This window comes from Flexivirga alba (assembly GCF_042661025.1).
Lineage (GTDB): Bacteria > Actinomycetota > Actinomycetes > Actinomycetales > Dermatophilaceae > Flexivirga > Flexivirga alba.
Genome location: NZ_JBHSWH010000001.1, coordinates 4,039,181 through 4,062,159 on the forward strand (window position 1 = coordinate 4,039,181; position 22,979 = coordinate 4,062,159).

Genomic DNA, 22,979 nt, shown 5'->3' on the forward strand with positions numbered 1-22,979 from the left:
AATGCTCGGCCCTCACAGCGGCACGAGGTCGAGTGCTCGACCCTCGGCGAGCCGTGTCACACCGGCGAGCAGCAACGGCGACGGCTCCACGGTGAGCCGTCGCCGCAGGGACCGCACTTCCTCGAGCGCCCTCAAGCGCGCCACGGGTCCGATCCGGCCTCGTTCACAGGCGATGTCGAACTCGTCCTCGTCATCGACACCGAACGTGCCACCGGCGTCGACGAACGGGTCCAACTCGAGATCGTCATACATCCAGACGTCGCCGAATTTCGTTGGCGGAGTTGCGATGTCGATGTCGACGACGTGCTCCGAGCGCCATACCCAATGCGCTACGTACCACCCGCCGGAAGGCAGCAGGACCACGCACGAACGGCCGACGCGTTGATTGTCCTGGGCGACCTCACACGTTTCGGCGTGGCCGTCCGGGTGCACGCCGGTGTATGTCGAGTGCGCCGGCGTGAACACCCAGCAGCCGTAACCGTCACTGCCGAGGACATAGCCACGCCAGCTTCCCGAACCTGCCGGCCGCTTCCACTTCTGGACGGTGACCAGTCGAGAGCTGACTGCACGTCGCTCACTCCTTGTCGAGTTGTTGCTCGCTTCCCCGGCTTTCCACGTCGTGATGCGCAGCCGGTTGTCGACGAGCTCCAGAGACGAGGCACCCACCACGTCGGCGACGAACATCGGGAAGGCGTCCTGCTCACTTCGATCATGGCCCACTGCGCCATAGATCTCGACCAGGCGGTCGCGCAACTCCCCCGCAGCAGCGTCGACCTGGCGCACACGACCCCAGAGTTTGGCGTCGCCCTCGCCGACCTGGGTGTCGACCGTGGCCGTGTGCAGCGAGAACCGCGGGTCCCGATGCAGGTCGTCGAATTTGCGGGTGCCCGGCATACCGACGAGTGCCAACTCGTCACGGACGAACTGCGGCTCCAACGGACTGATCCGTGGAAAGCCGTCCGCACGCAGCGTCGCCAGGAAACACAGATTGCCGGTGGCGGCGTGCCGGCGCCGGAAGATCTCGGCAATGTGTGGCGCGTGCTGCTCGAACTCGGCCCAGGTCGTCATACAACCGACGATAGGGGGCGCCACCGACAGTCGTGGTCGTTCGTCGGAGACCTTTGATCGTCACTCACATCGTATCGTCGTCAGCGGGTGTAACGACAGCCTTGCGGAGTCACCATTTGGTTCGAATCAAGTTGATACTCAACAACATTCACTTCCACAAGTCCTCGACATCATTATCGAACACGCGTATTATCTATGTATGGATGGAACATCAGCAGACGGCGCACCGGGTCAGGGTGCGACGTCGCCTGCCGGTGACAAAGTCGATGAAGCCCTCAACTTGTTGCTCACCGCATTCCAGGACGCTCGGGTCGACTCCATCACGCTGACGAAACAGGAGTTGTTGGAGCAGGCGGTCGCCGCCCAGCGAGTCCTGAACGCCGCGTGGGCACTGCAGGCGAGCCGGTTGGCTGAAGCGGCTGCAATCGAGGAGATCGTCCGCCCGGACGCCACTTCCCCGACGGGGTGTCGGACACACGAGGTCCGTCACGCGATCGGGGCGCACAAGGACGAATTCATCGGCTGTGAGGTCGGCCCCATGTTGGGCTGGACCAGTGGGCAGGCGAGTGCTCGCGTCGCTGAGGCAACGGATGCGATCAAGCGGACGCCGAGGTTGTTCCTGCGCGTGGGCACCGGAGAGCTCGAGCCCGCGAAACTCGCCGGCATTCATCGAGCGCTCGGTCGGGTGGAGCGGGAGATCAACGACGACGGCACCCCTGCCACTCTCGACCTTGCCCGCGAAGTCGAAAACGCCCTGCTCGGCGACCCCAACGACGAGAACGCAGCGGGTGCCGAGCAGGCAAACATCGATCTCCTCGCGCGGTCATCCTCGACGAGAGTGCAACGCCGCACCCAGCAGTTGTTAGCCGGTTTGGATCCGGTCGCTGACCACAAGGCGGCGGACCGACGGCGCCGAGGCCGGGTCGGCGTGTTCGCCCACCCTGACGACGAGCCCGGGCTCACCCACCTGCACGCCATCCTGCCCTCGGCCGTCGCGGCCAAGATGATGGCCGCCATCAACAAGCACGCGAAGGACCTGCACACCGACACCGAGACGAACAAGACTCTGTCCGAATGCCGGGCCGACGCGATCACCGACCTCATCCTCGGGAACGCCAGAGTCACCACCGAGTTGGTCGTCCAGGTCCCCGTCCATGTCGGGGCTGACGCGCCGGCCGCGCGTCGGGCCGCAGCGGCCGCGTCCGCCTTCCACCGCACCGATGACGACGGCGCGCCACGTTGGCCCGACGCGTTCGCTCACCCGATCACCGGCCTGGCCGTCTTCCCCAATGGACAACCGGCGGCATCTGCTCCGGCCACAATGCGAAGTCAAGATGCGATCGACCGAGAGTTCAACGACCTGCTGAAGCGTCAATACCCGCCCAACCTCGACGATTTCGCCGAATGGGAGCTCGACGACGAATACGCACCATCGGATCTTCCACCGCCCGACGCTGAGATGTGGCGTGCCGCAACAGTATTCGGCAGATCACCCGATCCAGCATCGCAACCTCCAGCACCCTCGGCCAAAGTGGGTGACGCGATCGTGCCCGGGGTGGGGGTGATCCCGGCAGGCGTGATCGAAGCGATATCCCGATCGTTCGGGATCACCATCACCCGTGCGCTGGTGGATGCCGCAACAGGCGTCACCGTCGAAACGTGTGAGACGCAATACCGGCCGAGTCCACGGCTGCGGCACTTCGTCGAAACCCGCGACGTGCACTGTCGGTTCCCCGGCTGCAGCAGGGCGTCACGCTGGTGCGACGTCGAGCATGTGGTTCCCTGGCCGGAAGGCCCGACAGCGGCATACAACCTGCAGTGCCTGTGCCGTCACCACCACCGTACGAAGCAAGCGCACGGCTGGTCGGTCAGTATGACGCCCGACGGCGTGTGCACCTGGACCAGTCCAGGCGGGCGCGAGTACGTCACGACACCCGGCGAATAGCGTTGCTGTTCAGCTCATCCAACGGCTGCGCGTAACCGGCCGAAGCGCACCGAGCCACTGCTCGGCTCCGTAATCCTCGAATCGTTCGACCTCGGTGAAACCGAGCTTCTCGGCGACTCGCAACGACCCAGCATTCGCAGTTTGGGTAGAGAGCACGACCGGCTGGTCCGGGAACGCCCCGGCGCACCACTCCAGCACGGCAGCGCATGCCTCCGTGGCATACCCGCTGCCCCACGAACGTGGCAGGAACAGATAACCGAGTTCCAGCTCGCCACCCTCGGCATACAGATGTCCCAAGCGCTCCGGGTCGCGCCGTTCGAGTGTGACGGCACCGATCATCGAGCCGGCCTGCTCGACCACGAAAAGCCCTGGGCGCCGCCGAGGTTCGCGCGGCATCGCCTTTTCCAGCTCATCACGCGGTTGGGCACCACCGACATACTGTCCGACCTCCGCGGAGCTGAGGAGCTCGATCATGACCGAGCGATCCCGCGCCTCCGGTTCACGCAGCACCAGTCGGCGGGTGCCTATGGGTGCGGGCGGCCAACCAGCCAGAGACTCCAGAGCTGCCATGGGGCGAACCTAGTCCGCCTTGCCCGACCGGCATCCCGGCCCGCCGCCCCGACCCCTTCAGCGGCCGGTGAGGTGCTCCACCGCGAGCTGGTTGAGCTTCACGAAGCCGTAGTCGCGCTCGGCGGCCCGTTGCACATCGAAGCCGTCGTCGGTGGCCAGGAAATCAGTGAGCGACTCCCCCGCAGCCAGTGTCGGCTCCTGCAGGGCAGTGACACCGGCGTACTCCATCGCTTCGGTGACTCGTGCGTCTGCACGGAAGGCACGCGCCTTCTCGGCCAGGTGGAGGTAGGTCGACATACACGCGCGAGCCGAATCCCACACTCCCGCCATGTTTTCGGTGCGCGACGGCTTGTAGTCGAAGTGTCGCGGTCCGGTGTAGCGGGGTGCGTCCGGCTGTCCCGGGAAGCCGTTCTCCAGGAGGTCGACGGTGAAGAACGCCGACAGCAGGTCACCGTGTCCGAAGACGAGGTCCTGGTCATATTTCAGACCGCGCTGACCGTTGAGGTCCAGGTGGAACAACTTGCCGCTCCACAGCGCTTGGGCGAGCTGGTGGCTGTAGTTGAGGTTGGCCATCTGCTCGTGGCCTGTCTCCGGGTTGAGGCCGACGATGTCGCCGTTGTCGAGCTCTGCGATGAACGCCAGAGCATGCCCGACGGTCGGCAGGAAGATGTCGCCACGCGGCTCGTTCGGCTTGGGCTCCAACGCGATTCGCAGCCCGTAGTCCTTGCTCTTGATGTATGCCGCGACAGTGTCGATGCCTTCCTTGTAGCGCTCCAGCGCGGCATACACGTTCTTGCTGCCGTCATACTCGGCGCCCTCGCGGCCGCCCCACATCACGAAGGTGCCGGCGCCACAGTCAGCTGCCAGGTCGACCGCCTCCAGGATCTTGCGCAGCCCGAAGCGCCGCACGCCTCGGTCGTTGCTCGTCAGACCGCCGTCCTTGAAGACCGGGTGGGTGAACGTGTTGGTGGTGACCATCTCAATCGTGATGCCCGACTCGTCGCACGACTTCTTCAGCTGCTCGACGCGCGACCGCTTGGTCGACTCATCGGCATCGAAGGCGAAGACGTCGTTGTCGTGGAAGGTGATGCCCCAGACACCCAGGTCGGCCAGGTGCTTGACGTACTCCCACGGCTCGAGGGGCTCACGGGATGCTGTGCCGAACGGGTCGACGCCGGTCCAGCCGACGGTCCACAGGCCGAAGGAGAACCTGTCTTCGGGGGTGGGGGTCTGTGCCATGGGGATGCCTGCTTCCTGGTAGTGATCGATCAAGTTTGTATGGCGCCATCACGCCTGCGGGAAAACGGAACTGGGGGTATCGAGGACGCGTCCTTCCCCGACCTCCCGGACCGTACCCTCAATGCGGAAGTTGCCGGACAGCGGCAGCGCGTCGCTCGCGGTCCCGACGGCCACGCCGATTTCGCCGGGCTCGACGATCCGGATGCCGTCGCGACCGGTGAACGATGTGCGGTCGGCGTGCACTTCGAAGGTAACCCGCGCAGCTGCGGAGCGCTCCAGGTCGACCTTCACGAACCCGGCCAGCCAGTGCGTCGGGCGAGTCACCTGGGCCACCGGATCGGAGAGGTACAGCTGCACCACCTCCGCGCCGGCCCGGTCCCCGGTGTTGCGCACGGTCGCGCTGACCTGGAGGGTGCCGTCGGTCGCGATGGACTCCGCTGACAGTTGCAGGTCCTCGACCTCGAAACTCGTGTAGCTCAAGCCATGGCCGAACGCGTATGCCGGCTGGGGATCGAGGTTGGACACGCCGTCGTTACTGACGGCCAGCGGCGGGCCGAGATAGGTTCCCGGTTGCCCGCCGTGCAGCGCCGGCAGTCCCACTGGCAACTTCCCGCTCGGGTTCACCCGGCCGGACAGAACCCCTGCGATCGCCGACCCGCCTTCTTCGCCGGGCATGAAGGCCTGCACGATTGCCGCCGTCCGATCGACGAATTCGCCTACGGCATAAGGGCGTCCGGTGATCAACAGCAGGATCACGGGCACGCCGCGCTCCTGTGCCTCGGCGAGCACCTCATCCACGAGCGTCGCCTGCACACCCGGCAGAGCCAGATCGACAACATCGCAACCCTCCCCGGACGTGCCGCGGCCGAACAGCCCGGCGAGGTCACCGACAGTGAGGACCACGAGGTCGCTGTCACGCACCACCTCCAGCGCCTCCGGCACCCCGGACAGGTCCGGATCGGTGAAGTCGACGCCCCGCGCGTGCCGCAGCGTGGCCGACGGCAGCTCGGCGCCGAGCGCCTCGACCACCGTTTCCAGCTCGATCCCAGCACCGTGCTCCTCGAACCGGGACAGCACATGGTTCGGGAACGTATAGCAACCCAGGTAGGTGCGTGCCTGCTGCGCCGACGGTCCGATGACACCGATGCGCCGCGGATTGTCCGACAACGGCAACGCGTGGTTCTCGTTGCGTACCAGCACGATTGAGCGCTCGGCCATCGTGCGAGCCAGCTCGCGGTTCGCCGAGCTGTCCAGCTGCACCTCGGCCGCTGTCTCCGGCGCCGCCACCCACTCCGGGTCGAGCAGGCCGAGTGCGATCTTCTGCCGCAGCACCCGACGCACCGCCGTGTCGAGCACGTCCTCGGTGAGAGTGCCGGCTCCGACTGCATCGGCCAAGCTGAAGAATGCACTGGTCTCGGGTAGCTCGACATCCATCCCGGCTGCCAGCGACAGCACGCCGGCTTCGTCACGTGACGAAGCGACCCGGTGCATCGACTCCAGGAAGCTGACCGCCCAGTAGTCCGACACCACGGTGCCCTTGAATCCCCAACGCTCACGCAGGATCCCGGTCAACAGCCGGTATGACGCCGCCGGCGGCTCACCGTCCAGGTCGGCATACGAATTCATGACGGACTCGACACCGCCCAGCCGCACCGCCATCTCGAACGGCACCAGGATGACGTCCTCAAGCTCTCGGGGCCCGATCGAGACCGGCGCATGATTGCGCGCGGCGCGCGAGGCAGCATACCCGGCGAAGTGCTTGAGGGTCGCGATGACGCCGCCTTCCTGCAGCCCGCGCACGTAGCCCACACCGAGCGAGCCGACGAGGTAGGGGTCCTCCCCATGGTCTCCTCGACCCGGCCCCAGCGATAGTCGCGAACCACGTCGAGCACCGGCGACAGGCCCTGGTGCACGCCAACAGCCTTCATGTCGTTGCCGATTCGCCGCGCCATTGACTCCACCAGATCCGGTTCGAACGACGCACCCCACGCGATGGCCGCGGGATAGCAAGTCGCACCGAGTGCGGTGAATCCGGTGAGGCATTCCTCGTGCGCGATCGCCGGTATGCCGAGCCGCTGGTGATCGATGACGAACTGCTGCAGTGTGCGCAGCTGCTCCGCACCCGTCGCCGGGTCGACCGGCGCGGAGCCGAACACCCGGGTCAGGTGACCCAGGCCCTCGCCTGCCGTTCCCGCGAGGTCACGGCGGCCGTCCTCGAACGCGGACTGCATCGGCGCCACGTCACCGTCGGCTGCGCTCTCCTCGGGCCGCGGCCAATAGGAGCCGAGCTGGGCCGCCTTCTCGGTGATCGAAAGCTGCTCGAGCAGTGCCTCCACTCGCTCGTCGGTGCTTCGTGTCGGGTCGGTCCACGGCGGTGCCGGGACGCGCTCTTCAGTTGTCATTGCTCACTTTCCGAACCCTGCGGTCAGGCCGGCAACCAGCTGTCGCCGGCCGATGATGTATGCCGCCAGGATCGGCAGGCACGACAGCACCACGGCGGCCAGCACGGCCGGGATGTCGGAGTTGAATTCGCCCTGATAAGTCCACAGGGACAGGGGCAGTGTCTGGACGTTCTGGCTCTGCGTGAGGATCAGCGGGAAGAGAAAACCGTTCCAGCAGTTCAGCGCGTCGTAGATGGCGACCGTCGTGATCGCCGGCTTGGACAACGGCAACACGAGACTGATGAACGTCCGCCAGTCACTCGCGCCGTCCGCATGCATCGAGTCGTACAACTCGGTGGGTATGTCGCGCAGGTAGTTGACCAGGATCAGCACCGTGATCGGGATCGCGAAGGCGATGCCCGGCAGGATCAGCGCCGGCAGTGTGTCGTAGAGGTGCAACTGCACGATCAAGTAGTAGACCAGCACGATCGTCGCCTGGATCGGGATCGCGATGCCCAGCAAGAAGACCCGCTGCGACAGTCGAGCAATCCTCGACGACCGGCGCACGATGACGTAGCTGGCCATCAGCGAGATCGCGACCACGACGGCAACCGTGACCACCGCGACGATCAGGCTGTTGACGAAGTAGCGCAGGAAAGAGTTGTGCAGGACCGTCCGATATGCGCGCAGCGTCGGATTCGTCGGTATGCCAAGGGCGTTCGAACTGTAGTAGTCCGACTGCGACTTCAGACTGGTGATCACCACGTAGTAGATCGGGCCGATCGTCAGGATCAACCAGACGAACCCGAGAACGCCGCCTGGCAGGTTCGGCCGCCGCGCCGCTGCTGTCCGTGTCATCACGCGCCCTCCATCTGGCTCTCCATGCGGTCCGACCCGCTCAACCGATTGAGCAACAGCGAGAAGGACAGCCCGAGGACTATCAAGATGACCGCTATCACGCTGGCGACACCCATCTGGTTGCTCTTGAAACCTTCGAGATACATGGCGACGGGCAGGACGCGGGTCGCGTCGCCGGGACCGCCGTTGGTCATCACGTAGATCAGGTCGAACGCCGTCAGCGTGCCGACGATCATCAGCGTCGTGCTCGTCACCATCGTGTATTTCAGCTGCGGCAGGGTGATGCTGAAGAAGCACCGCACTCGTCCCGCACCGTCCAGCTGTGCCGCCTCGTAGAGCGTCTGCGGGATCTGCCGCGCACCCGCCTGATAGAGCAGCGAGTGGAACGGTATGAAGCACCACGATACGACCGCGATCACGACCCAGAACGCCAGGACCGGCGAACCGAGCCAATCCTGTTGCAGCACACCGAGATGCAACGCGCTCGACAGGCCGAAGTTCGGGTCCAGCAGGTTCTTGAACGCGATGCCTATCGCCGTCGCCGAGAACAACAACGGCAGGAAGTAGAGCACCGCCAGCACGCCCCGGTAGCGCTGCCGACCGGCCATGAAGACCCCGAGCAGCAGGCTGATCGGGAACTGCACGACGAACGTCGCGAAACACATCAGGATCGTCAGCCAGAGCGCGTGGTAGGTGCTGCTGTCCTGCAGCACCGACGTCCAGTTGTCGAGGCCGGAGAAGTTCGGCGTGCCCAGACCGTTCCACTCGTAGAAGGACAGCACCACGGTGCCCACGAGCGGCACCAGCCCGAACACGGTGAAGAACACGAGTGCCGGGACAAGCATCCACAGACTGGGACCCTTGCGACTTACCTTCGGACGGTCCGCCGACTTTGCAGCAGTCCCGTCCGGAGTCACTTGATCGTGCCGTTCATCGCCGAGATGAAGTCGTTCGCACTGGCCTTGCCCAGGAAGAACGACGACAACTTGGTCAGCACGGTCTGGGCCTGCAGGTCGGAGAGCGCCTGGTCCCAGGACAGCTGGAAACTCTTGGCGTTCTTGGTCTGGTTTTACGTGAAGAGCAGGAAGTCCTTGTCCTTGCTCGCCTCGAGCTTGCTCTCGATGTTCTGGACGGCGGGGACCAGGCCCATTTCGATGAGTTCCTGACACGCCTTGTCGTCCAGGTTGTACGTGTCCAAGAACTTTGCCGCCTGGTCCTGGTCCGCCTTCGACGCCTTCGACGACACCGAGAAGTAGTTTGCCGGGTTGCCGTAGACGTTGCTCGGGTCGCCGACACCGCCCTCGACCGTCGGGAAGGCGAACCAGCCCAGATTGCCTGCGTCGACCCACTTCTTCGCGTCGGTGGTGAACGTCGTGTAGACCCAGTTGCCCTGCAGCAGCATCGCCGCCTTGTCGGTGTAGACCAGCGCGGCGTCGGCGTTGTTGTCCGCGACGACCGAGCCGAACTTGTCACCGAACCCGCCTGCATCGATGAGTTCCTTCAGCTTGGCGAACGCCGTGGCGAAGGCCGGGTCGGACCACGCGCCCTTCTTCTGCTGGAACGCCTTGTTGAACGCATCCGGGCCGCCGACCCGGTCGACCAGGAACTCGATCCACATCAGCTCCGGCCACTGGCTCTGGCCGGCGAGCGCGATCGGCAGGATGCCCTTGGCCTTGAACTTCTTCACCGCGTCCAGCAGGTCGCTCCAGGTCTTCGGCACCTCGACGCCGGCCTGCTTGAAGAGCTTCTTGTTGTAGTAGATGAGCTCGGGCTGGGAGTTGTTGATCGGGACGGCATACACCTTGCCGTCGACCTTGCCCACGTCGAGCACCGACGGGATCGCGCGCTTGGTGAGCGTCGGGATCTTGTCGGTGATGTCGACGACGTCCTTGCTCGCGACATAGTCCTTCAGCGTGCCGCCGGCCCAGGAGTAGATGAGCGTCGGGCCCTTGCCCGACCCCACCGAGGTGCGGATCTTCTGCTTGTAGGAGTCGTTCGCGAAGTACTGGACCGCGAACTTGTTGTCCGGGTTCGCCTTGTTCCACGCCGCGAAGGTGTCCTTGAAGACCTGCTCCGGTCCGCCGGTCAGCGCCCATGCCGACAGCCCCCACCGCCACCACCACCGCCGGTCCGGCCACCACCGCTACCGCAGGCGGTCAGTGCGAAGAGGGGCGCAGACGCAACCGCACCCACCAGTAGCTGACGACGTGACACGGACATGAGATGCTCCTTCAGGGCAGTCCGAAACTTTCGGAAAGTTTTCGGTTCGGGTTAATCTAAGTCCACCCGGGTCACCGGTCAAGCAGTTCCAACGAAAGGGGAGGCGAAATGAGCTCGACGTTACGAGCGGTTGCGGCCGATGCAGGCGTGTCCCTGTCGACCGCGTCCAAAGTGCTCAACGGCCGTCCCGACGTGAGCGCGCAGACCCAGCAGCGGGTGCTGCGCTCGGCCGCGAACCTCGGTTACAACGCGCGGCGCAGGGCACGGCAGCGCGCGAATTCGGTGCTGATCCTCTTCGACGACCTCATCAGCCCCTACTCCCTGTCGGTACTCAGCGGCGCGACCGAGGCCGCGATGCGGCTGGGCCAGTCCCTGATCGTGGAGCGGATGCTCGGCGGCGAGCCGCGTGGCCTGACCGAGCGCTGGTTCGACTCGGTGGCCGCCCGCGGCATCGGCGCCCTGGTCACCGTCACCACGCCCCTCACCGATCGCGAACTGCAGTGGTGTGCCGACGCCGGCGTCGCGCTCGTCGTGGTGGACCCGATCGGCACGACGACCAAGTCGACAGTCTCGATCTCGGCGACGAACTGGGCCGGCGGCCGAGAAGCGACTCAGCACCTGCTCGACCTCGGCCATCGCCGCATCGGCTTCCTCAACGGCCCGCCGGCCTCCCAGCCGGCTCGTGACCGCCTGCACGGTTACACCAGCGCATTGACCGACGCCGGGATCGACTTCGACCCGGATCTGGTGCTGGGCGACGTGTATGCCGTGGAGCCGAGCCTCGCCGCGGCCCACGAGTTGCTGGCGCTGCCCGAGCCGCCGACGGCAATCTTCGCCTCCAGCGACGCGAGCGCGCTCGGTGCGCTGCGTGCCGCCATGGAGCGAGGTATGGCGGTCCCCCGCGACCTGTCGGTGGTCGGCTTCGACGACACCCTGATGGCGCGCTGGGCTCCGATCCCGCTGACGACGGTCAACCAGCCGCTGGTCGAAATGGGCAAGGTCGCGGTGGAGCGGGTGCTCACTCTGGCCGACGATCCCGATGCGTTCTCCCACCCGTTCCAGCTGGAGACGCATCTGATCGTGCGCTCGACGACCGGCCCACCACGGCCTCAGACCGGGAGCTGAACGGCAGCGGCGGGCGTCCGTCGCAACAGGCGAAAGGCCAACGCAGCCAACACGATTGCACCGACGCCAGACCCGACCGGGACGAAATAGCCGGCATGCGCACCCCAGCGCTCGACCACCGCCCCGCTGAGCGCCGAGCCCGCCGCAACACCGATGAGCAGGCCGGTGAAGACGACCCCCATCGACTCGTTGACCTGGCCGGGCCGCACGAGCGTCTGCGCCAGCTTCATCGAGGTGATCAACGTGGGTGCGGTCGCACCACCGGCGATCAACAGCACGACCGTGAGCGCAATGAGGTTGTCAACCAACAGGATCGGCGCCTCCAGGACACACATCGCAATCGTGCCGAGCAGCAATGCACGAGACAGCGAGCCCTTCATCGCCCTGGCGCCATACACGATCGCGGCGGCACCGGAGCCGAGCGCAAACACCGCGAGGATCAGTCCGGCGAGGTTCTTGTGCCCGTGCTCTGCCGAGAACGCCAGCGTGACAACGTCATTCGCGCCGAGTATGCCGCCGGTGAGGACCATGATCAGGGCGACCACCAGGATCGGGGCGTTGCGCACGACGCTCCGAGCGCCGCCCTCATCGGCCGGGTGGACCGGCGGCTCGGTGGAGCGGGCACTGACGAACAGCAGCGACCCGACGGCATACAGAACGGACGCCGCAATGAAGCCCGACTCCGGCGTAACGGTGGTTGCCAGCAGAACCGCGACAGCGGGTCCGATGACGAAGGAGAACTCGTCGAGCACCTGCTCGAGCGACATGGCGGTGTGCAGCCGATCCGGTTGTCCGTCAAGCAGATAGGCCCAGCGGGCTCGGCTCATCGCATCGGGTGCGGCGACGATCGCGGCCATCGGGTAGGCGACGAACAGCGTCCAGGCCGGCGCCCCGGACATGGACGCGATCACCAGCACGGCATCCCAGATCACGCCCCAGAGGGCGAGCGGCAGGGTCACCCGACGCTGCCCGAACCGGTCGACCAGACGACCGACGGCAGCCGCGGTGATCGCCAGCATGATCAGGCCGGCTGCGGAGACTCCGCCGGCCATCGAGTAGGAGTCGCGTCGCCCGGCAACCATCGCGACGACTGCGACACCGAACATGGCACCGCCGAGGCGGGCGACGAGCGACCCGAAGAGAAAGCGTCCTGCCTCCGGGGTTGCGAGGAGAGCGCGATAGGGCGCCAGGGCCGACTGGCGCCGGCGACCTGGGCCCAGATCGTCAGTCGTCGTTCCACTCCTTGTCGGACTTGTCCCATGCCTCGGTCTGCTCGGCCGCGTGCTGCAGCGCGTTGCGCGCTTCGTCCTCGGTGTCGAACGGTCCCAACAGGTTGGCCTTCGGGTCGGTCTCGCCGTCCTGCTCGACCTTGCTGCGGTCGACGTTGTACCAGTAGGCCACGGTGCGCTCCTTTATCGTTGCCGGCGGCTAGCCGAGGGATATCGACTTTCGAATCCAATCACACGTCGGCCGACCCCTTCGTGTCACATTTTGCTGCTCCGATCCGACAGTGCAGTGGATCCGCGCCACCTAGTGCGGTCCCACCGCGGCGAAGGAGTAGAAGATGACACTGACCATCGAGACACAGGCCGAAGCGCAACGGCGCCGGGAATCGCTCAGGGGCCACGTCGACTTCACGATGATGTATGTCGCCCACGATGCCTTCAACCGCGACCTCTGCCGTCTCGTCGAAGCCGTCGGCCGCGGCAGGCTGGACGTCGAGGTCGAGCGCACCTGGCGCGTCTTCACCCAGCAACTGCACACGCACCACAGCGCGGAGGATCAGGCCCTCTGGCCGCCGCTGCGGCAGGCCGTGGACGACCGCAACGACCTCGCCATACTGGATGCGATGGAGCGTGAGCACGCTCAACTCGACCCACGGATCGACGCGGTCGAGACAGCGCTCGCCAACCGCGAGACCCCAGCGTTGGTAAGCGAATTGGCCGGCCTGGCGGATGGACTCGCCAAGCACATGCGCCATGAGGAGAACACCGCCCTGCCACTGCTGGACCGGACGCTGGGCAACGCCGGATGGGATGACTTCGTCGCACGCATCCGGCAAGAGAACGGTGGCCTCCGCGGCGGCGCCGCATACCTTCCGTGGGTCCTTGACGGCGCGTCCGACCAGCTCACCGCGGCGGTGCTGACGACCCTGCCGGCTCCAGCCCGGTGGCTCTATCGGCACCGTTGGGCACCGCGCTACCGGCAGGCTGGAGGCTTGAGATGACCACTTCGAGGGGCGAGGCCATGAGCGAGCTTTCCTGGTTGACCGATGAGTTCGAACGCCACCGCCCCCAACTGCGCGCAGTCGCCTACCGGATGCTCGGATCCGTCACCGAAGCCGACGATGCACTGCAGGACGCGTGGATCCGGGTCAATCGCACCGGTAGTGACGACATCGACAACGTCGGTGGCTGGCTGACCACCATCGTCGGACGGGTCTGCATCGACATGCTGCGCTCCCGGCGGGCCAGGCGCGAGAGCCTGATCGGGACCTGGTTGCCCGAACCCGTCGTCACCATCGATGACGGGCTCGGACCGGAGCAGGCCGCCCTGCTGGCGGATTCGGTCGGTATGGCGCTGCTCGTGGTCCTGGAGAGCCTCGAACCGAACGAACGAGTTGCCCTCGTGCTGCACGACACGTTCGCTGTGCCGTATGACGAGATCGCGCCGATCGTCGGACGGTCCTCCGCGGCCACCCGACAACTCGCCAGCCGGGCGCGCCGCCGGATCCGCGGCACCTCGACCGCTCCCGATCCGGACCTGAGCCGGCAACGCGAAATGGTCACCGCCTTCCTCGCAGCGGCACGCGCCGGCGATTTCGAGTCGTTGCTCGGCCTGCTCGACCCCGAAGTCGTGTTCCGAGTGGACAGCGGCCCCGGAAAGCAGCTGGCACCACCGCTGCTCACCGGTGCGACCGACGTGGCACGACAGGCAGCAGCAACCGGGCCGCGGTTCGCGACGTTGTGCGAGCCCTGCCTCGTCAACGGCGCCGCGGGCATCATCGCGCGCACGTCCCACGGCGTCATCGCGGTGGTCGGCATGACCGTGATCGACGCGAAGATCGTCGAGATCGACCTGATGCTCGACGCTGCCCGACTCGCCACTGTCGAGATCCAGGAGCCCGACCGGACTCCCGCACACGAACCATCGGAAGGTCAATCGTGACAACCGTCGAAAAGCATGTGGGCGTTGAATTCGCTTGCGCAGGAACAAGACTCGCAGCGTCGCACTACTGCGGCACGAACGGCGCCTGCGTGGTCATGACCGGTGGACTCGGGGTGACCAAAGAGCCCGGGACCGAGCGGTTCGCTGAGGCGTTCCACGCCGCCGGTTTCAGCGTTCTGGCGTTCGACCACCGCGGGATCGGCGCCAGTGCGGGCCTGCCCCGCCAAGTCCAGACGATGCGCGGCCAGGCTGCGGACTGGGAGGCGGCGATCGAATTCGCCGCAGCGTTGCCCGAGGTGGACCCGGCACGGGTAGCGGCTTGGGGTTTCTCCACCTCGGCCGGGCACGCCGTCCGGCTGGCCGCGCGGCACCCCGAGCTGGCCGCTGTGATCGCGCAATCACCCAATGTCCACGGGCCGGCCGCCACACGCAATGCCGCGCGCTATCAGCGGGTCGGCGCGATGTTGCGGATGACCGGTCGGGGGTTGCTCGATGCGGTCGGTGGCCTCTTCGGACGGCCGGCACGGCTGATCGCACTCGGCGGCGCTCCAGGTGAGGTCGCTGTGCTGACGACGCCGGATGGCGCGCTCGGCGACGCTGCCCTCAACCCGGGCGGATCCCATCCGGAGTGGCTGCAGGCGATCGCCGCGCGGTCGACGTTCGGCGTGATGGCCTTCCGCCCCGGACGAGAAGCCGCACGCATCACCTGCCCGGCGTTGTTCGTGGTGTGCGACGACGACCGCTCGGTGCTGCCCGGTCCCGGCATACGCGCAGCCGAACGAGCGCCATACGGCGAACTTGTCCGGGTACCGGGCGGGCATTACGCGCCGTTCCTCGACCAACACGACGTCGCGGTGCGGGCCGAGATCGAATTCCTGCAACGCCACCTGCGCACCGACTGACGACGCCCGCCGCTCGGCACGCTCCATAGACTGCACGCATGTCGATCAGCAATACCCAGGTGCGACCCGGCCGGATCGGGTCGCGGCGGACCGTCCCTGCGTCCATAGATCGCCCGGAGTATGTCGGCCGGCCGGCACCGGCAAAGTTCACCGGCTCCGAGGTACATGAACCCGAGCTGATCGAGCGGATCCGAGCGTCGGCGCGCATCGCCGCGCAGGCACTACAGGCTGCCGGAGCCGCGGTCCGCCCGGGCGTGACCACCGACGAAATCGACCGGGTGGGGCACGAATTCATGCTCGCTCACGGCGCTTACCCGTCCACCCTCGACTACCGGGGCTTCCCCAAGTCGCTGTGCACGAGCGTCAACGAGATCGTCTGTCACGGCATACCCGACGACCGTCCGCTCGAGGACGGCGACATAGTCAAGATCGACATCACGGCATACAAGGACGGTGCGCACGGCGACAACTGCGCGACGTTCCTCGTCGGAGACGTCGACGAGGAGTCCCGCCTCCTCGTGGAACGCACGCACGAGGCGATGCTGCGCGGCATCAAGGCAGCGCTGCCCGGGCGTGCCGTCAACATCATCGGGCGAGTGATCGAGAAGTACGCCAAGCGATTCGGGTATGGCGTGGTGCGTGACTACACCGGGCATGGAGTCGGGCCGGTCTTCCACTCCGGGCTGGTCATCCCCCACTACGACGCGGCCCCGGCATACGACGACGTGATCGAGCCGGGTATGACGTTCACAGTCGAGCCGATGCTCAACCTGGGCACCGCGGAGTGGACGATGTGGGACGACGAGTGGACGGTCGTGACGAAGGACCTGCGGCGATCGGCACAGTTCGAGCACACCATCCTGATCACCGAGTCCGGTCCCGAGATTCTGACGCTGCCATAAGGTTTTGAGCAGCAAACGCATTCGCTAAGGAGCTTGCAAGTCATGAGCACGACCTACCCACTGGGCATCGACGTCGGCGGCACCGGTATCAAGGGCGCGCCGGTCGACCTCGAAAAGGGGGCCTTCGCCAAGGACAGGGAACGCGTCGACACCCCCAAGGAGTCCACTCCTGAGGCGGTCGCCGACGTCATCGAGCAGATCGCCGACAAGTTCGCCGACGAGACTGCCGGGCAACCCATCGGCATCACCCTGCCGTGTGTCGTCACCCACGGAGTCGTGAGAACCGCTGCGAACATTGATCGTTCGTGGATCGGGACGAATGTCGAGGAGCTGCTGAGCAAGCGCCTCGGCCGCCCGGTGACGGTCGTCAACGACGCCGACGCCGCCGGCGTCGGCGAGTTGCACTTCGGAGCCGCGCGCAACACCGACGGCACGGTGCTGGTGTCGACGCTGGGCACCGGCATCGGCTCGGCACTGCTGATCGACGGGGAGCTGCTGCCCAACTCCGAGCTCGGGCACCTGGAGATCGACGGACACGACGCCGAGTCCAAGGCAGCCGAGAGCGCGCACGTCGTCGAGGACCTCTCCTGGGAGCAGTGGGCCAAGCGACTGCAGCGCTACTACAGCCACATCGAGGATCTTCTCTGGCCCGACCTCATCGTGGTCGGTGGCGGCATCTCCAAGAAGTCCGACAAGTTCCTGCCGCTGCTGCACCTGCGCGCGCCGATCGTCGCGGCGCAGTTGCGCAACGCCGCCGGCATCGTGGGTGTGGCGTGGCTGGCCGACCGCGCTGCCAGGACGAAGTAGTCAGCTGCTGGTCGACCCGCGCGACCGGAGGCCGGCGAGTGCGGCCTTCGGGTCGCGCAGCGTCGCCTTCGCCGCGGGCAAGCCACGCTTGAGGGCGTGGCGCACCGTCGGCAGCGCGGTCGCGAAGGCCGGGTAGAGCGGCGACAACGGTTTGTCCCAGGTGCCGATCAGCAGGTCCTCGTGCTTGCTGAACTGCCGCTTGAAGTCGGAGATGCCGTCGTTCAGCAGACCGTTGAAGTCATAACGCGAAACACCCTGTGCCTTCACGTGTTTCATCGCGTGGAACTTCAGGCCGTAGTTGAGTCGTAGCTTCATGCCACGCGGAGACACTCCGCCATACAGCTCGAATGCGGTGTCCCCGGAGACCACCAGCCAGACGAACGCTGCCACGTCGTCGCCGTCCCACGCGGCGATCAGCTGCGAGCGCTCCCCCATCAGGTCCCGGATCGCCAGGTGATAACCATCGTCGTGGACCGCGAAGCCGGCCCGCTTGCCGGTCTCCTTGTTGATCGCGAGCACCTGCTGGAGATCGGTGTCGGTGGTGACCTCGCCGAACCGGACGCCTTCCGCGCGGAACGACTTGCGGACGTTCTGCCGGGTGCTGGAGTTGAACGCCCCCGGATGTCGTCCTCGTCCGGGGTCAGGTCGACGACCAGGGTGCGCGGGATGAGTCCGGTGTTGGCGCTGCGCCGGAATCCCGCCTGCGCGACTGAGGCCAGCCAGCCGGTCGGTGCGGCTTGTTCGACGGCGGCGATCTCCTCGTCGGTGACGCCCTTGGGCAGCGGCGACTGCGGGTCCGCCCAGTCCGGCTCGACCGAGAGCGCGATCGAGCCACGGGCCTGCTTCACGTGGGCGGCGAGCGCCGCGAGCACCTCGGCCCGATCAGCCTCAGCAGCGACCGGACCACGCGGGACGTAGGCAAGCGACTTGAACGGCGGCGGCAACCGGCGGTAGAGCACCTGAGCGGCGCCCACCTGCTCACCGTGTGCGTCATGCACGAGCAGGCGGTCAGCGGTCCAGGCGTAGCGGGACTTCACCTCGCCCCATCCCCACAGCTGCAACGGGTGTCCCCCGGCAGTCAGAACTGCGTGGTCCCAGGTGTCACGGTCATGGCAGGTGGTCACTCGCAGGTTCACGAGCACCAAGTTACCGGCGAACCACTCAGCGTCGGCGGGCGGCTTTGCGGATCTTGCGCGGAACGTCGGCGCTCACGTCATACCCGAGCTTCGACAGCCGTTGGGCATGGCCCGCTTTCCGGAGTCGCTCCAGGGTCACCGGGCACTTCTTGCAGCGCGGTGAGTCCTTGCAGCACTTCTTCTTCGCGGTGACAACGGGCACGCGCCGATCATAGGTGAGCCTTACCTATATCAACGAATCTGTCCGTCAGTCGGTCATCGTCACTCAGAGGGTCAGCGTTCCCGCACCGTGCAGGTCATGGACCGGGACACCACCGTCGCGGCCGAAGCCCTTGATGTGTTGCAGATAGAAGGCACGTCCCGACTCGGTCAGCAGGGCGTCATGGATCGGCAGCACGGCCGACGGTGCGATCCGGCGGACGAATTCGACCGTCTCCTTCACCGCGCACCACGGGGCGTTGACCGGCACACCGAGCAGGTCGACATCCCCCGGCACCTCGGCGTCCAGAGCGTCACCCGGATGGAAGAACGACGCTTCGCCGGGTGCGGTCAGGTAGAGCCCGACATTGCCGATGCGCGGCACGTACTCGGTGATCACGGCGTGCTGCGCGCCGACCGGGTTGATCGTCAGGTCTCCGAAGGTGAAGACTTCGCCGGCCTGGTTGCGGGTCACCGGAATCTCTTCGCGCGCAAGGATTTCCGCGGTGTCAGGATCCGTGTGCAGGCTCGCTCCCGGATTGCGCTGCAAGAGCGCCGGGAGCCGCCCCATGTCCAGGTGATCCGCGTGCTGGTGCGTGACCAGCACGGCGTCGAGATCGGTGATCTCGTCGAAGGTGGAGAAGGTGCCCGGGTCGATCAGGATGCGTTGTCCGGCAACCTCGATGAGCACGCAGGAATGTCCGAGAAGAGTGAGCTCCATTCGCACACCGTAGAACGTGTCCCTGACGAGCTGCGTATGACGCGGGTGAGAAATCCCCGTAGCATGGCCGAACGTGAAGTTCCTAGGCGATCGCCCGGCATACGACCTGACCTACAACGACGTTTTCATGGCGCCCTCCCGTTCATCGGTGAGCAGCCGCCTGGACGTCGACCTCACCACACCGGACGGGGTCGGCACCTCCATTCCGCTGGTCGTGGCAAACATGACCGCGATCTCCGGTCGTCGTATGGCGGAGACGGTCGCCCGCCGCGGTGCGATCGCCGTACTCCCGCAGGACATCCCCGAGCACGCGATGCGCGAGACCGTCGCCTACGTCAAGGCTCGACACACCGTTTTCGAGACACCGGTGACCGTGCACGCGGACGAGCCGGTCGGCAACGTCCTGGCCCTCATCGGCAAGCGGGCGCACCGCACCGCAGTCGTCATCGACGATGCTTACGCGCCGATAGGCCTGGTCACCGAACGACAGTCACGCCAGGTCGACCGTTTTGCGACGGTCGGTGAGGTGATGACCCGCGAGCTCTTCACGGTCAAGGACGGTGACGACCTCGGCTCGATCTTCGACGCGCTCACCGATCACCACTTCGAGCTGGCGCCGGTGGTACGTGACGGCGGCGAGTTGGCCGGCGTGCTCACCCGGCAGGGCATCCTGCGGTCGGCGATCTATCAGCCCGCGGTGGACGCAACGGGACAGCTGCGCATCGGCGTCGCGATCGGCATCAACGGCGACGTCCGCGCGAAGGCCGCAGCCGCACTCTCGGCCGGCGCCGACGTGCTCGTCGTCGACACCGCGCACGGTCACCAGGACAAGATGATCGACGCACTTGCGGCCGTACGCGCTGTTCGGGACGAACATGCCGCCCAGCTCGGCACCCGCATTCCGATCGCCGCCGGCAACGTCGTGACCGCCGACGGCGTCAGGGATCTGGCCACCGCAGGCGCCGACATCATCAAGGTCGGGGTCGGCCCGGGCGCGATGTGCACGACCCGCATGATGACCGGCGTCGGTCGCCCGCAGTTCTCGGCTGTGCTCGAATGCGCTGCTGCGGCAACGGAACTCGGTGCTTCCGTGTGGGCGGACGGCGGCGTCAAGTACCCGCGCGACGTGGCACTGGCACTGGCTGCGGGCGCTGGTTCGGTGATGATCGGTTCGTGGTTCGCGGGCACCTGGGAGAGCCCTGGTGACCTCAACACCGCCGCCGACGGGCGACTCTTCAAGGAGTCCTTCGGTATGGCGAGCGCCCGCGCCGTCAGTGGCCGCACGCAGGCGCGCAGCGCGTTCGACCAGGCCCGCTCGGCGCTCTTCGAGGAGGGCATCTCCTCGTCCCGGATGTTCCTCGACCCGGCCAACCCCGGCGTCGAGGACCTGATCGACTCGATCATCGCCGGCGTCCGGTCCAGCTTCACCTACGCAGGAGCACGCTCCATCGCGGAGTTCCGCGATCGTGCACTGGTCGGCGTCCAGAGCGCCAGCGGGTATGACGAAGGGCGCCCGCGCGAAACCTCCTGGTGACACCGCCGTCACTCGCCATTCGGTTGGTCGGCGCGGGCGAGCAAGAAGTCGCGTGCTCCGCTCAGGTCGTCGGTGTTGAGGTAGTCGACACCCGCGTCCAGCAGGGTCGCCCAGAGGTTGTCGCGGGCCGTTCCGCGATGGTCCGGGGTGTCCCACAGGCGGGTCCGCTGGCCAGCGGCGTGCGCGTCGGCGACGAGTTGCACCAACCGGTCGCGCTGCTCCCCGGCATCGGTCCGTCGCCATCCCAGGAGAACAGCTCCGGCCAGCAGTCGCTGCGCAGCGGCATCAGGTCGGCCGACACTTCCGCTGACGCCAGCCGCAGCCGGCCGTCGACGCCGCTCCAGCGGAGGGGTGCGTCATACAACGTGGAGAGTCGGCCACTCACGACCACGGTCACCGCTCCGGGGACGAAACGCCCGTCGCGCCAGCAACTCACCAGGGCCGGGTACTGCGCCAGGAGCGCCTCGATTGCCGGCCTCGAGCGCTTCGCATCGGTCTTCACGTCAAGCAGCAGTTGGAGCGGTTCATCGAAATCGCTGTAGACACAACCCGTTTCGCGAACCATTGCCGCCAGTGGATCGAGGTAGACACGCCGTAGGGTCCGCAGCGGATGCGGCAGACTGTGCCCGACGAAGACCCGCCCGCGCACGACCCACACGTCCACTTCGAGGCTGGTGAAACCGGCGCTGAGTGCATCCCACAACGGCCGACGATGCCGGGAGTCGGCATGTGCGTGCGCGTTGGGCAGAGACGTCGTGTCCGCGACCTGCTGCCAGAGCGAGGCGCGGGCACGGTGCGTCATACGACCATCATGGCGGAGTCAGCCTCTCAGCAGGCCCCCGACTGCTGGGCGCCATACGCGGCCTGCGAGCGGGTGTACTTGTCGCCATACGCCGACGACAACTGATCGATGAGCCCGCTGCACGAGAAGCCCTGCAGCTGCAGGTACTGCTTGGCCGACTTCACCGCTTGGGCGTTCCAGTTCTCGTGCAGGCTGTCGACGGCGACGGTCGCATCATGGACGGAATACTTGTCGCCATACGCCGAGGACAACTGATCGATGAGTCCCTGCCGCGAGAACCCGGCGAAGCTGAGGTAGTCCTGAGCCGACGACACCGCGTTCTGTTGCTGGTTCGTCAGGCCCGACCGCGCCGACACCGCCTTCTTCGGCGCGGAAGTCTTCGGTGGCGCAGCCTTGTTCGTCGCCTGTTGCACCGCCTTCGGCGTGACAACTTTGGTGACGGTTGTCGCGGCACCGGCTGCCCGCGCGGTGATCGTCTTCGTCGCGGTGACCGTCGCCGTTGCCGTCGTGGTGGCAGTGGTCGTCGTGGTGGCCGTGGCAGTCGTGGTGGCGGTGACGGTCGCCTTCACCGCCGCCGACTGTCCCGGCGACGAACAACCGGCGAGGGCAACTGCTGCGACGGTGGCCGCGATGGCGGCGGTCGATGTGAACATGGCGCACTCTCCCCTGGGGATTCCTCCGAAGTGCTCGCCGGACGCCGCGAGCACGTCCCAGGGATACGCCGGTCACGGCGAGTGTGCTTGGGAAATAGGCGAATTCGATGCCATAAATGCAGCAATCGCGCGGTCACGCAAGATGGCGACAGGTTCCGTCGACGTCAGTGGTGGTGGCGTCCATGGGAGGGTGGGCGCTCACCCGGTGCGAAGTCGGGGTCGATCCGGCGCAACACCTGGCCTCGGAGGTTGCCGCGTGCGGACCGTGAATCCGGTTGTGGTTACGGTGCGCGAACCGGTGTGGCGGATGAGCCGGCCTGTAAGCCGGATTTTGTATGGCGCCGCCGCAAGCGGCGGACACGTGGCGATCATCCATCTAGGACCACCGTTGCCGGTGACCTCCAGCGATCTACCCGCGTGCTCGGGCGGGCCGCCCTCGGACACACGCTGTCTGATCTTGCTCCAGGTGGGGTTTACCAAGCCACGCCAGTCACCTGGCGTGCTGGTGGTCTCTTACACCACCGTTTCACCCTTACCGCCGGCGAACCGGTGGCGGTCTGTTTTCTGTGGCACTGTCCCGCGGGTCACCCCGGGTGGCCGTTAGCCACCACCTTGCCCTTCGGAGTCCGGACTTTCCTCGCCCCGATTGCTCGGGCCGCGACCGCCCGGCCGACTCATCCGCCGGACATCCTATCCATGCGCTGCCTTCGCCTATGCCACGTGGGAGCTATAGCTCCCGCCTGGCATTGG

General features: G+C 66.4%; 22 protein-coding genes, 1 other RNA gene and 1 pseudogene. 8 read left to right on the top strand and 16 right to left on the bottom strand.

The window, feature by feature from the left end; translation table 11 throughout:
* Positions 1 to 12 precede the first annotated feature (12 nt).
* Entirely contained in the window at positions 13 to 1,068 is a 1,056-nt protein-coding gene (locus ACFQDH_RS20015; RefSeq protein WP_382404135.1) for a DUF402 domain-containing protein, read from the bottom strand.
* A 199-nt stretch (positions 1,069 to 1,267) separates the two neighbouring features.
* Here ACFQDH_RS20015 and ACFQDH_RS20020 point away from each other — a divergent pair, with 199 nt between their 5' ends.
* A complete protein-coding gene (locus ACFQDH_RS20020; RefSeq protein ID WP_382404137.1) occupies positions 1,268 to 3,013 on the top strand; it encodes an HNH endonuclease signature motif containing protein in 1,746 nt (581 codons plus the stop codon).
* Positions 3,014 to 3,022: 9 nt separating this feature from the next.
* On the opposite strand, the gene ACFQDH_RS20025 is transcribed toward ACFQDH_RS20020, so the two are convergent.
* The 7 genes and pseudogenes from ACFQDH_RS20025 to ACFQDH_RS20055 all read right to left on the bottom strand — a co-directional run bounded on the left by ACFQDH_RS20025 (position 3,023) and on the right by ACFQDH_RS20055 (position 10,165).
* Complete coding sequence (locus ACFQDH_RS20025) at positions 3,023 to 3,583, bottom strand: GNAT family N-acetyltransferase (RefSeq protein ID WP_382404138.1); 561 nt, start codon at positions 3,581 to 3,583, stop codon at positions 3,023 to 3,025.
* 57 nt (positions 3,584 to 3,640) lie between these two features.
* Positions 3,641 to 4,822, bottom strand: coding sequence for a xylose isomerase (gene xylA, locus ACFQDH_RS20030; protein ID WP_382404139.1), 1,182 nt, complete (start codon positions 4,820 to 4,822; stop codon positions 3,641 to 3,643).
* A gap of 48 nt (positions 4,823 to 4,870) precedes the next feature.
* Entirely contained in the window at positions 4,871 to 6,040 is a 1,170-nt protein-coding gene (locus tag ACFQDH_RS20035; RefSeq protein WP_382404912.1) for a glycoside hydrolase family 3 C-terminal domain-containing protein, read from the bottom strand.
* A gap of 165 nt (positions 6,041 to 6,205) precedes the next feature.
* Positions 6,206 to 7,224: pseudogene (locus tag ACFQDH_RS20040) on the bottom strand (glycoside hydrolase family 3 protein); the annotation flags it as partial.
* A gap of 3 nt (positions 7,225 to 7,227) precedes the next feature.
* Positions 7,228 to 8,061, bottom strand: a complete 834-nt coding sequence (locus ACFQDH_RS20045) for a carbohydrate ABC transporter permease (RefSeq protein ID WP_382404140.1) — start codon at positions 8,059 to 8,061, stop codon at positions 7,228 to 7,230.
* A complete protein-coding gene (locus ACFQDH_RS20050; protein WP_382404141.1) occupies positions 8,061 to 8,906 on the bottom strand; it encodes a carbohydrate ABC transporter permease in 846 nt (281 codons plus the stop codon). The genes ACFQDH_RS20045 and ACFQDH_RS20050 overlap by 1 nt, the downstream gene beginning before the upstream one ends.
* Positions 8,907 to 9,130: 224 nt before the next feature.
* Entirely contained in the window at positions 9,131 to 10,165 is a 1,035-nt protein-coding gene (locus ACFQDH_RS20055) for an extracellular solute-binding protein (protein ID WP_382404913.1), read from the bottom strand.
* A gap of 224 nt (positions 10,166 to 10,389) precedes the next feature.
* Between ACFQDH_RS20055 and ACFQDH_RS20060 the strand changes: the two genes are divergently transcribed.
* Entirely contained in the window at positions 10,390 to 11,406 is a 1,017-nt protein-coding gene (locus ACFQDH_RS20060) for a LacI family DNA-binding transcriptional regulator (protein WP_382404142.1), read from the top strand.
* Here the strand turns inward: ACFQDH_RS20060 and ACFQDH_RS20065 are convergent.
* Entirely contained in the window at positions 11,391 to 12,626 is a 1,236-nt protein-coding gene (locus tag ACFQDH_RS20065; protein WP_382404914.1) for an MFS transporter, read from the bottom strand. The genes ACFQDH_RS20060 and ACFQDH_RS20065 overlap by 16 nt on opposite strands.
* Positions 12,627 to 12,630: 4 nt before the next feature.
* Positions 12,631 to 12,807 (bottom strand): methionine aminopeptidase, encoded by a 177-nt coding sequence (locus ACFQDH_RS20070; protein WP_382404143.1) that lies wholly within the window; start codon positions 12,805 to 12,807, stop codon positions 12,631 to 12,633.
* Between the two features lie 163 nt (positions 12,808 to 12,970).
* On the opposite strand from ACFQDH_RS20070, the gene ACFQDH_RS20075 reads away from it, so the two are divergent.
* Genes ACFQDH_RS20075 through ppgK form a run of 5 tightly spaced genes read left to right on the top strand, consistent with a single transcriptional unit; the run spans position 12,971 to position 17,185 of the window.
* Entirely contained in the window at positions 12,971 to 13,633 is a 663-nt protein-coding gene (locus ACFQDH_RS20075) for a hemerythrin domain-containing protein (protein ID WP_382404145.1), read from the top strand.
* Between the two features lie 20 nt (positions 13,634 to 13,653).
* Positions 13,654 to 14,574 carry an RNA polymerase sigma factor SigJ gene (gene sigJ / locus ACFQDH_RS20080; protein ID WP_382404146.1) on the top strand — a complete coding sequence of 307 codons (921 nt, stop codon included), beginning with the start codon at positions 13,654 to 13,656 and terminating at the stop codon, positions 14,572 to 14,574.
* The gene (locus tag ACFQDH_RS20085) at positions 14,571 to 15,476 is read left to right on the top strand and encodes an alpha/beta hydrolase (RefSeq protein WP_382404147.1); all 906 of its coding nucleotides are present in this window, start codon (positions 14,571 to 14,573) and stop codon (positions 15,474 to 15,476) included. The genes sigJ and ACFQDH_RS20085 overlap by 4 nt, the downstream gene beginning before the upstream one ends.
* A 38-nt stretch (positions 15,477 to 15,514) precedes the next feature.
* Complete coding sequence (gene map / locus ACFQDH_RS20090; protein ID WP_382404148.1) at positions 15,515 to 16,378, top strand: type I methionyl aminopeptidase; 864 nt, start codon at positions 15,515 to 15,517, stop codon at positions 16,376 to 16,378.
* Positions 16,379 to 16,420: 42 nt separating this feature from the next.
* A complete protein-coding gene (ppgK, locus tag ACFQDH_RS20095; protein WP_382404149.1) occupies positions 16,421 to 17,185 on the top strand; it encodes a polyphosphate--glucose phosphotransferase in 765 nt (254 codons plus the stop codon).
* On the opposite strand, the gene ACFQDH_RS20100 is transcribed toward ppgK, so the two are convergent.
* The 3 genes from ACFQDH_RS20100 to ACFQDH_RS20110 all read right to left on the bottom strand — a co-directional run bounded on the left by ACFQDH_RS20100 (position 17,186) and on the right by ACFQDH_RS20110 (position 19,240).
* A complete protein-coding gene (locus ACFQDH_RS20100; protein WP_382404915.1) occupies positions 17,186 to 17,989 on the bottom strand; it encodes a lipid II:glycine glycyltransferase FemX in 804 nt (267 codons plus the stop codon).
* A gap of 357 nt (positions 17,990 to 18,346) precedes the next feature.
* The gene (locus tag ACFQDH_RS20105) at positions 18,347 to 18,523 is read right to left on the bottom strand and encodes a hypothetical protein (RefSeq protein ID WP_382404150.1); all 177 of its coding nucleotides are present in this window, start codon (positions 18,521 to 18,523) and stop codon (positions 18,347 to 18,349) included.
* A gap of 63 nt (positions 18,524 to 18,586) precedes the next feature.
* The gene (locus tag ACFQDH_RS20110; RefSeq protein ID WP_382404151.1) at positions 18,587 to 19,240 is read right to left on the bottom strand and encodes an MBL fold metallo-hydrolase; all 654 of its coding nucleotides are present in this window, start codon (positions 19,238 to 19,240) and stop codon (positions 18,587 to 18,589) included.
* 73 nt (positions 19,241 to 19,313) lie between these two features.
* Between ACFQDH_RS20110 and ACFQDH_RS20115 the strand changes: the two genes are divergently transcribed.
* Complete coding sequence (locus tag ACFQDH_RS20115; protein WP_382404152.1) at positions 19,314 to 20,774, top strand: GuaB1 family IMP dehydrogenase-related protein; 1,461 nt, start codon at positions 19,314 to 19,316, stop codon at positions 20,772 to 20,774.
* A gap of 8 nt (positions 20,775 to 20,782) precedes the next feature.
* Here ACFQDH_RS20115 and ACFQDH_RS20120 read toward each other — a convergent pair whose 3' ends face one another.
* The 3 genes from ACFQDH_RS20120 to rnpB form a co-directional block, all read right to left on the bottom strand.
* A complete protein-coding gene (locus ACFQDH_RS20120; RefSeq protein WP_382404916.1) occupies positions 20,783 to 20,977 on the bottom strand; it encodes a hypothetical protein in 195 nt (64 codons plus the stop codon).
* Positions 20,978 to 21,602: 625 nt separating this feature from the next.
* Positions 21,603 to 22,229, bottom strand: a complete 627-nt coding sequence (locus ACFQDH_RS20125) for an Ltp family lipoprotein (protein ID WP_382404153.1) — start codon at positions 22,227 to 22,229, stop codon at positions 21,603 to 21,605.
* A 304-nt stretch (positions 22,230 to 22,533) separates the two neighbouring features.
* An RNA gene (rnpB, locus tag ACFQDH_RS20130) (RNase P RNA component class A) lies at positions 22,534 to 22,906 on the bottom strand.
* Positions 22,907 to 22,979 lie beyond the last annotated feature (73 nt).

Coding starts and splice junctions, on each gene's coding strand:
- map (WP_382404148.1), top strand. CDS start 15,515: ATGTCGATCAGCAATACCCAGGTGCGACCCGGCCGGATCGGGTCGCGG.
- ACFQDH_RS20125 (WP_382404153.1), bottom strand. CDS start 22,229: ATGTTCACATCGACCGCCGCCATCGCGGCCACCGTCGCAGCAGTTGCC.
- ACFQDH_RS20035 (WP_382404912.1), bottom strand. CDS start 6,040: ATGGCCGAGCGCTCAATCGTGCTGGTACGCAACGAGAACCACGCGTTG.
- ACFQDH_RS20075 (WP_382404145.1), top strand. CDS start 12,971: ATGACACTGACCATCGAGACACAGGCCGAAGCGCAACGGCGCCGGGAA.
- ACFQDH_RS20015 (WP_382404135.1), bottom strand. CDS start 1,068: ATGACGACCTGGGCCGAGTTCGAGCAGCACGCGCCACACATTGCCGAG.
- ACFQDH_RS20060 (WP_382404142.1), top strand. CDS start 10,390: ATGAGCTCGACGTTACGAGCGGTTGCGGCCGATGCAGGCGTGTCCCTG.
- ACFQDH_RS20110 (WP_382404151.1), bottom strand. CDS start 19,240: ATGGAGCTCACTCTTCTCGGACATTCCTGCGTGCTCATCGAGGTTGCC.
- sigJ (WP_382404146.1), top strand. CDS start 13,654: ATGAGCGAGCTTTCCTGGTTGACCGATGAGTTCGAACGCCACCGCCCC.
- ppgK (WP_382404149.1), top strand. CDS start 16,421: ATGAGCACGACCTACCCACTGGGCATCGACGTCGGCGGCACCGGTATC.
- ACFQDH_RS20045 (WP_382404140.1), bottom strand. CDS start 8,061: ATGACACGGACAGCAGCGGCGCGGCGGCCGAACCTGCCAGGCGGCGTT.
- ACFQDH_RS20050 (WP_382404141.1), bottom strand. CDS start 8,906: ATGCTTGTCCCGGCACTCGTGTTCTTCACCGTGTTCGGGCTGGTGCCG.
- xylA (WP_382404139.1), bottom strand. CDS start 4,822: ATGGCACAGACCCCCACCCCCGAAGACAGGTTCTCCTTCGGCCTGTGG.
- ACFQDH_RS20020 (WP_382404137.1), top strand. CDS start 1,268: ATGGATGGAACATCAGCAGACGGCGCACCGGGTCAGGGTGCGACGTCG.
- ACFQDH_RS20025 (WP_382404138.1), bottom strand. CDS start 3,583: ATGGCAGCTCTGGAGTCTCTGGCTGGTTGGCCGCCCGCACCCATAGGC.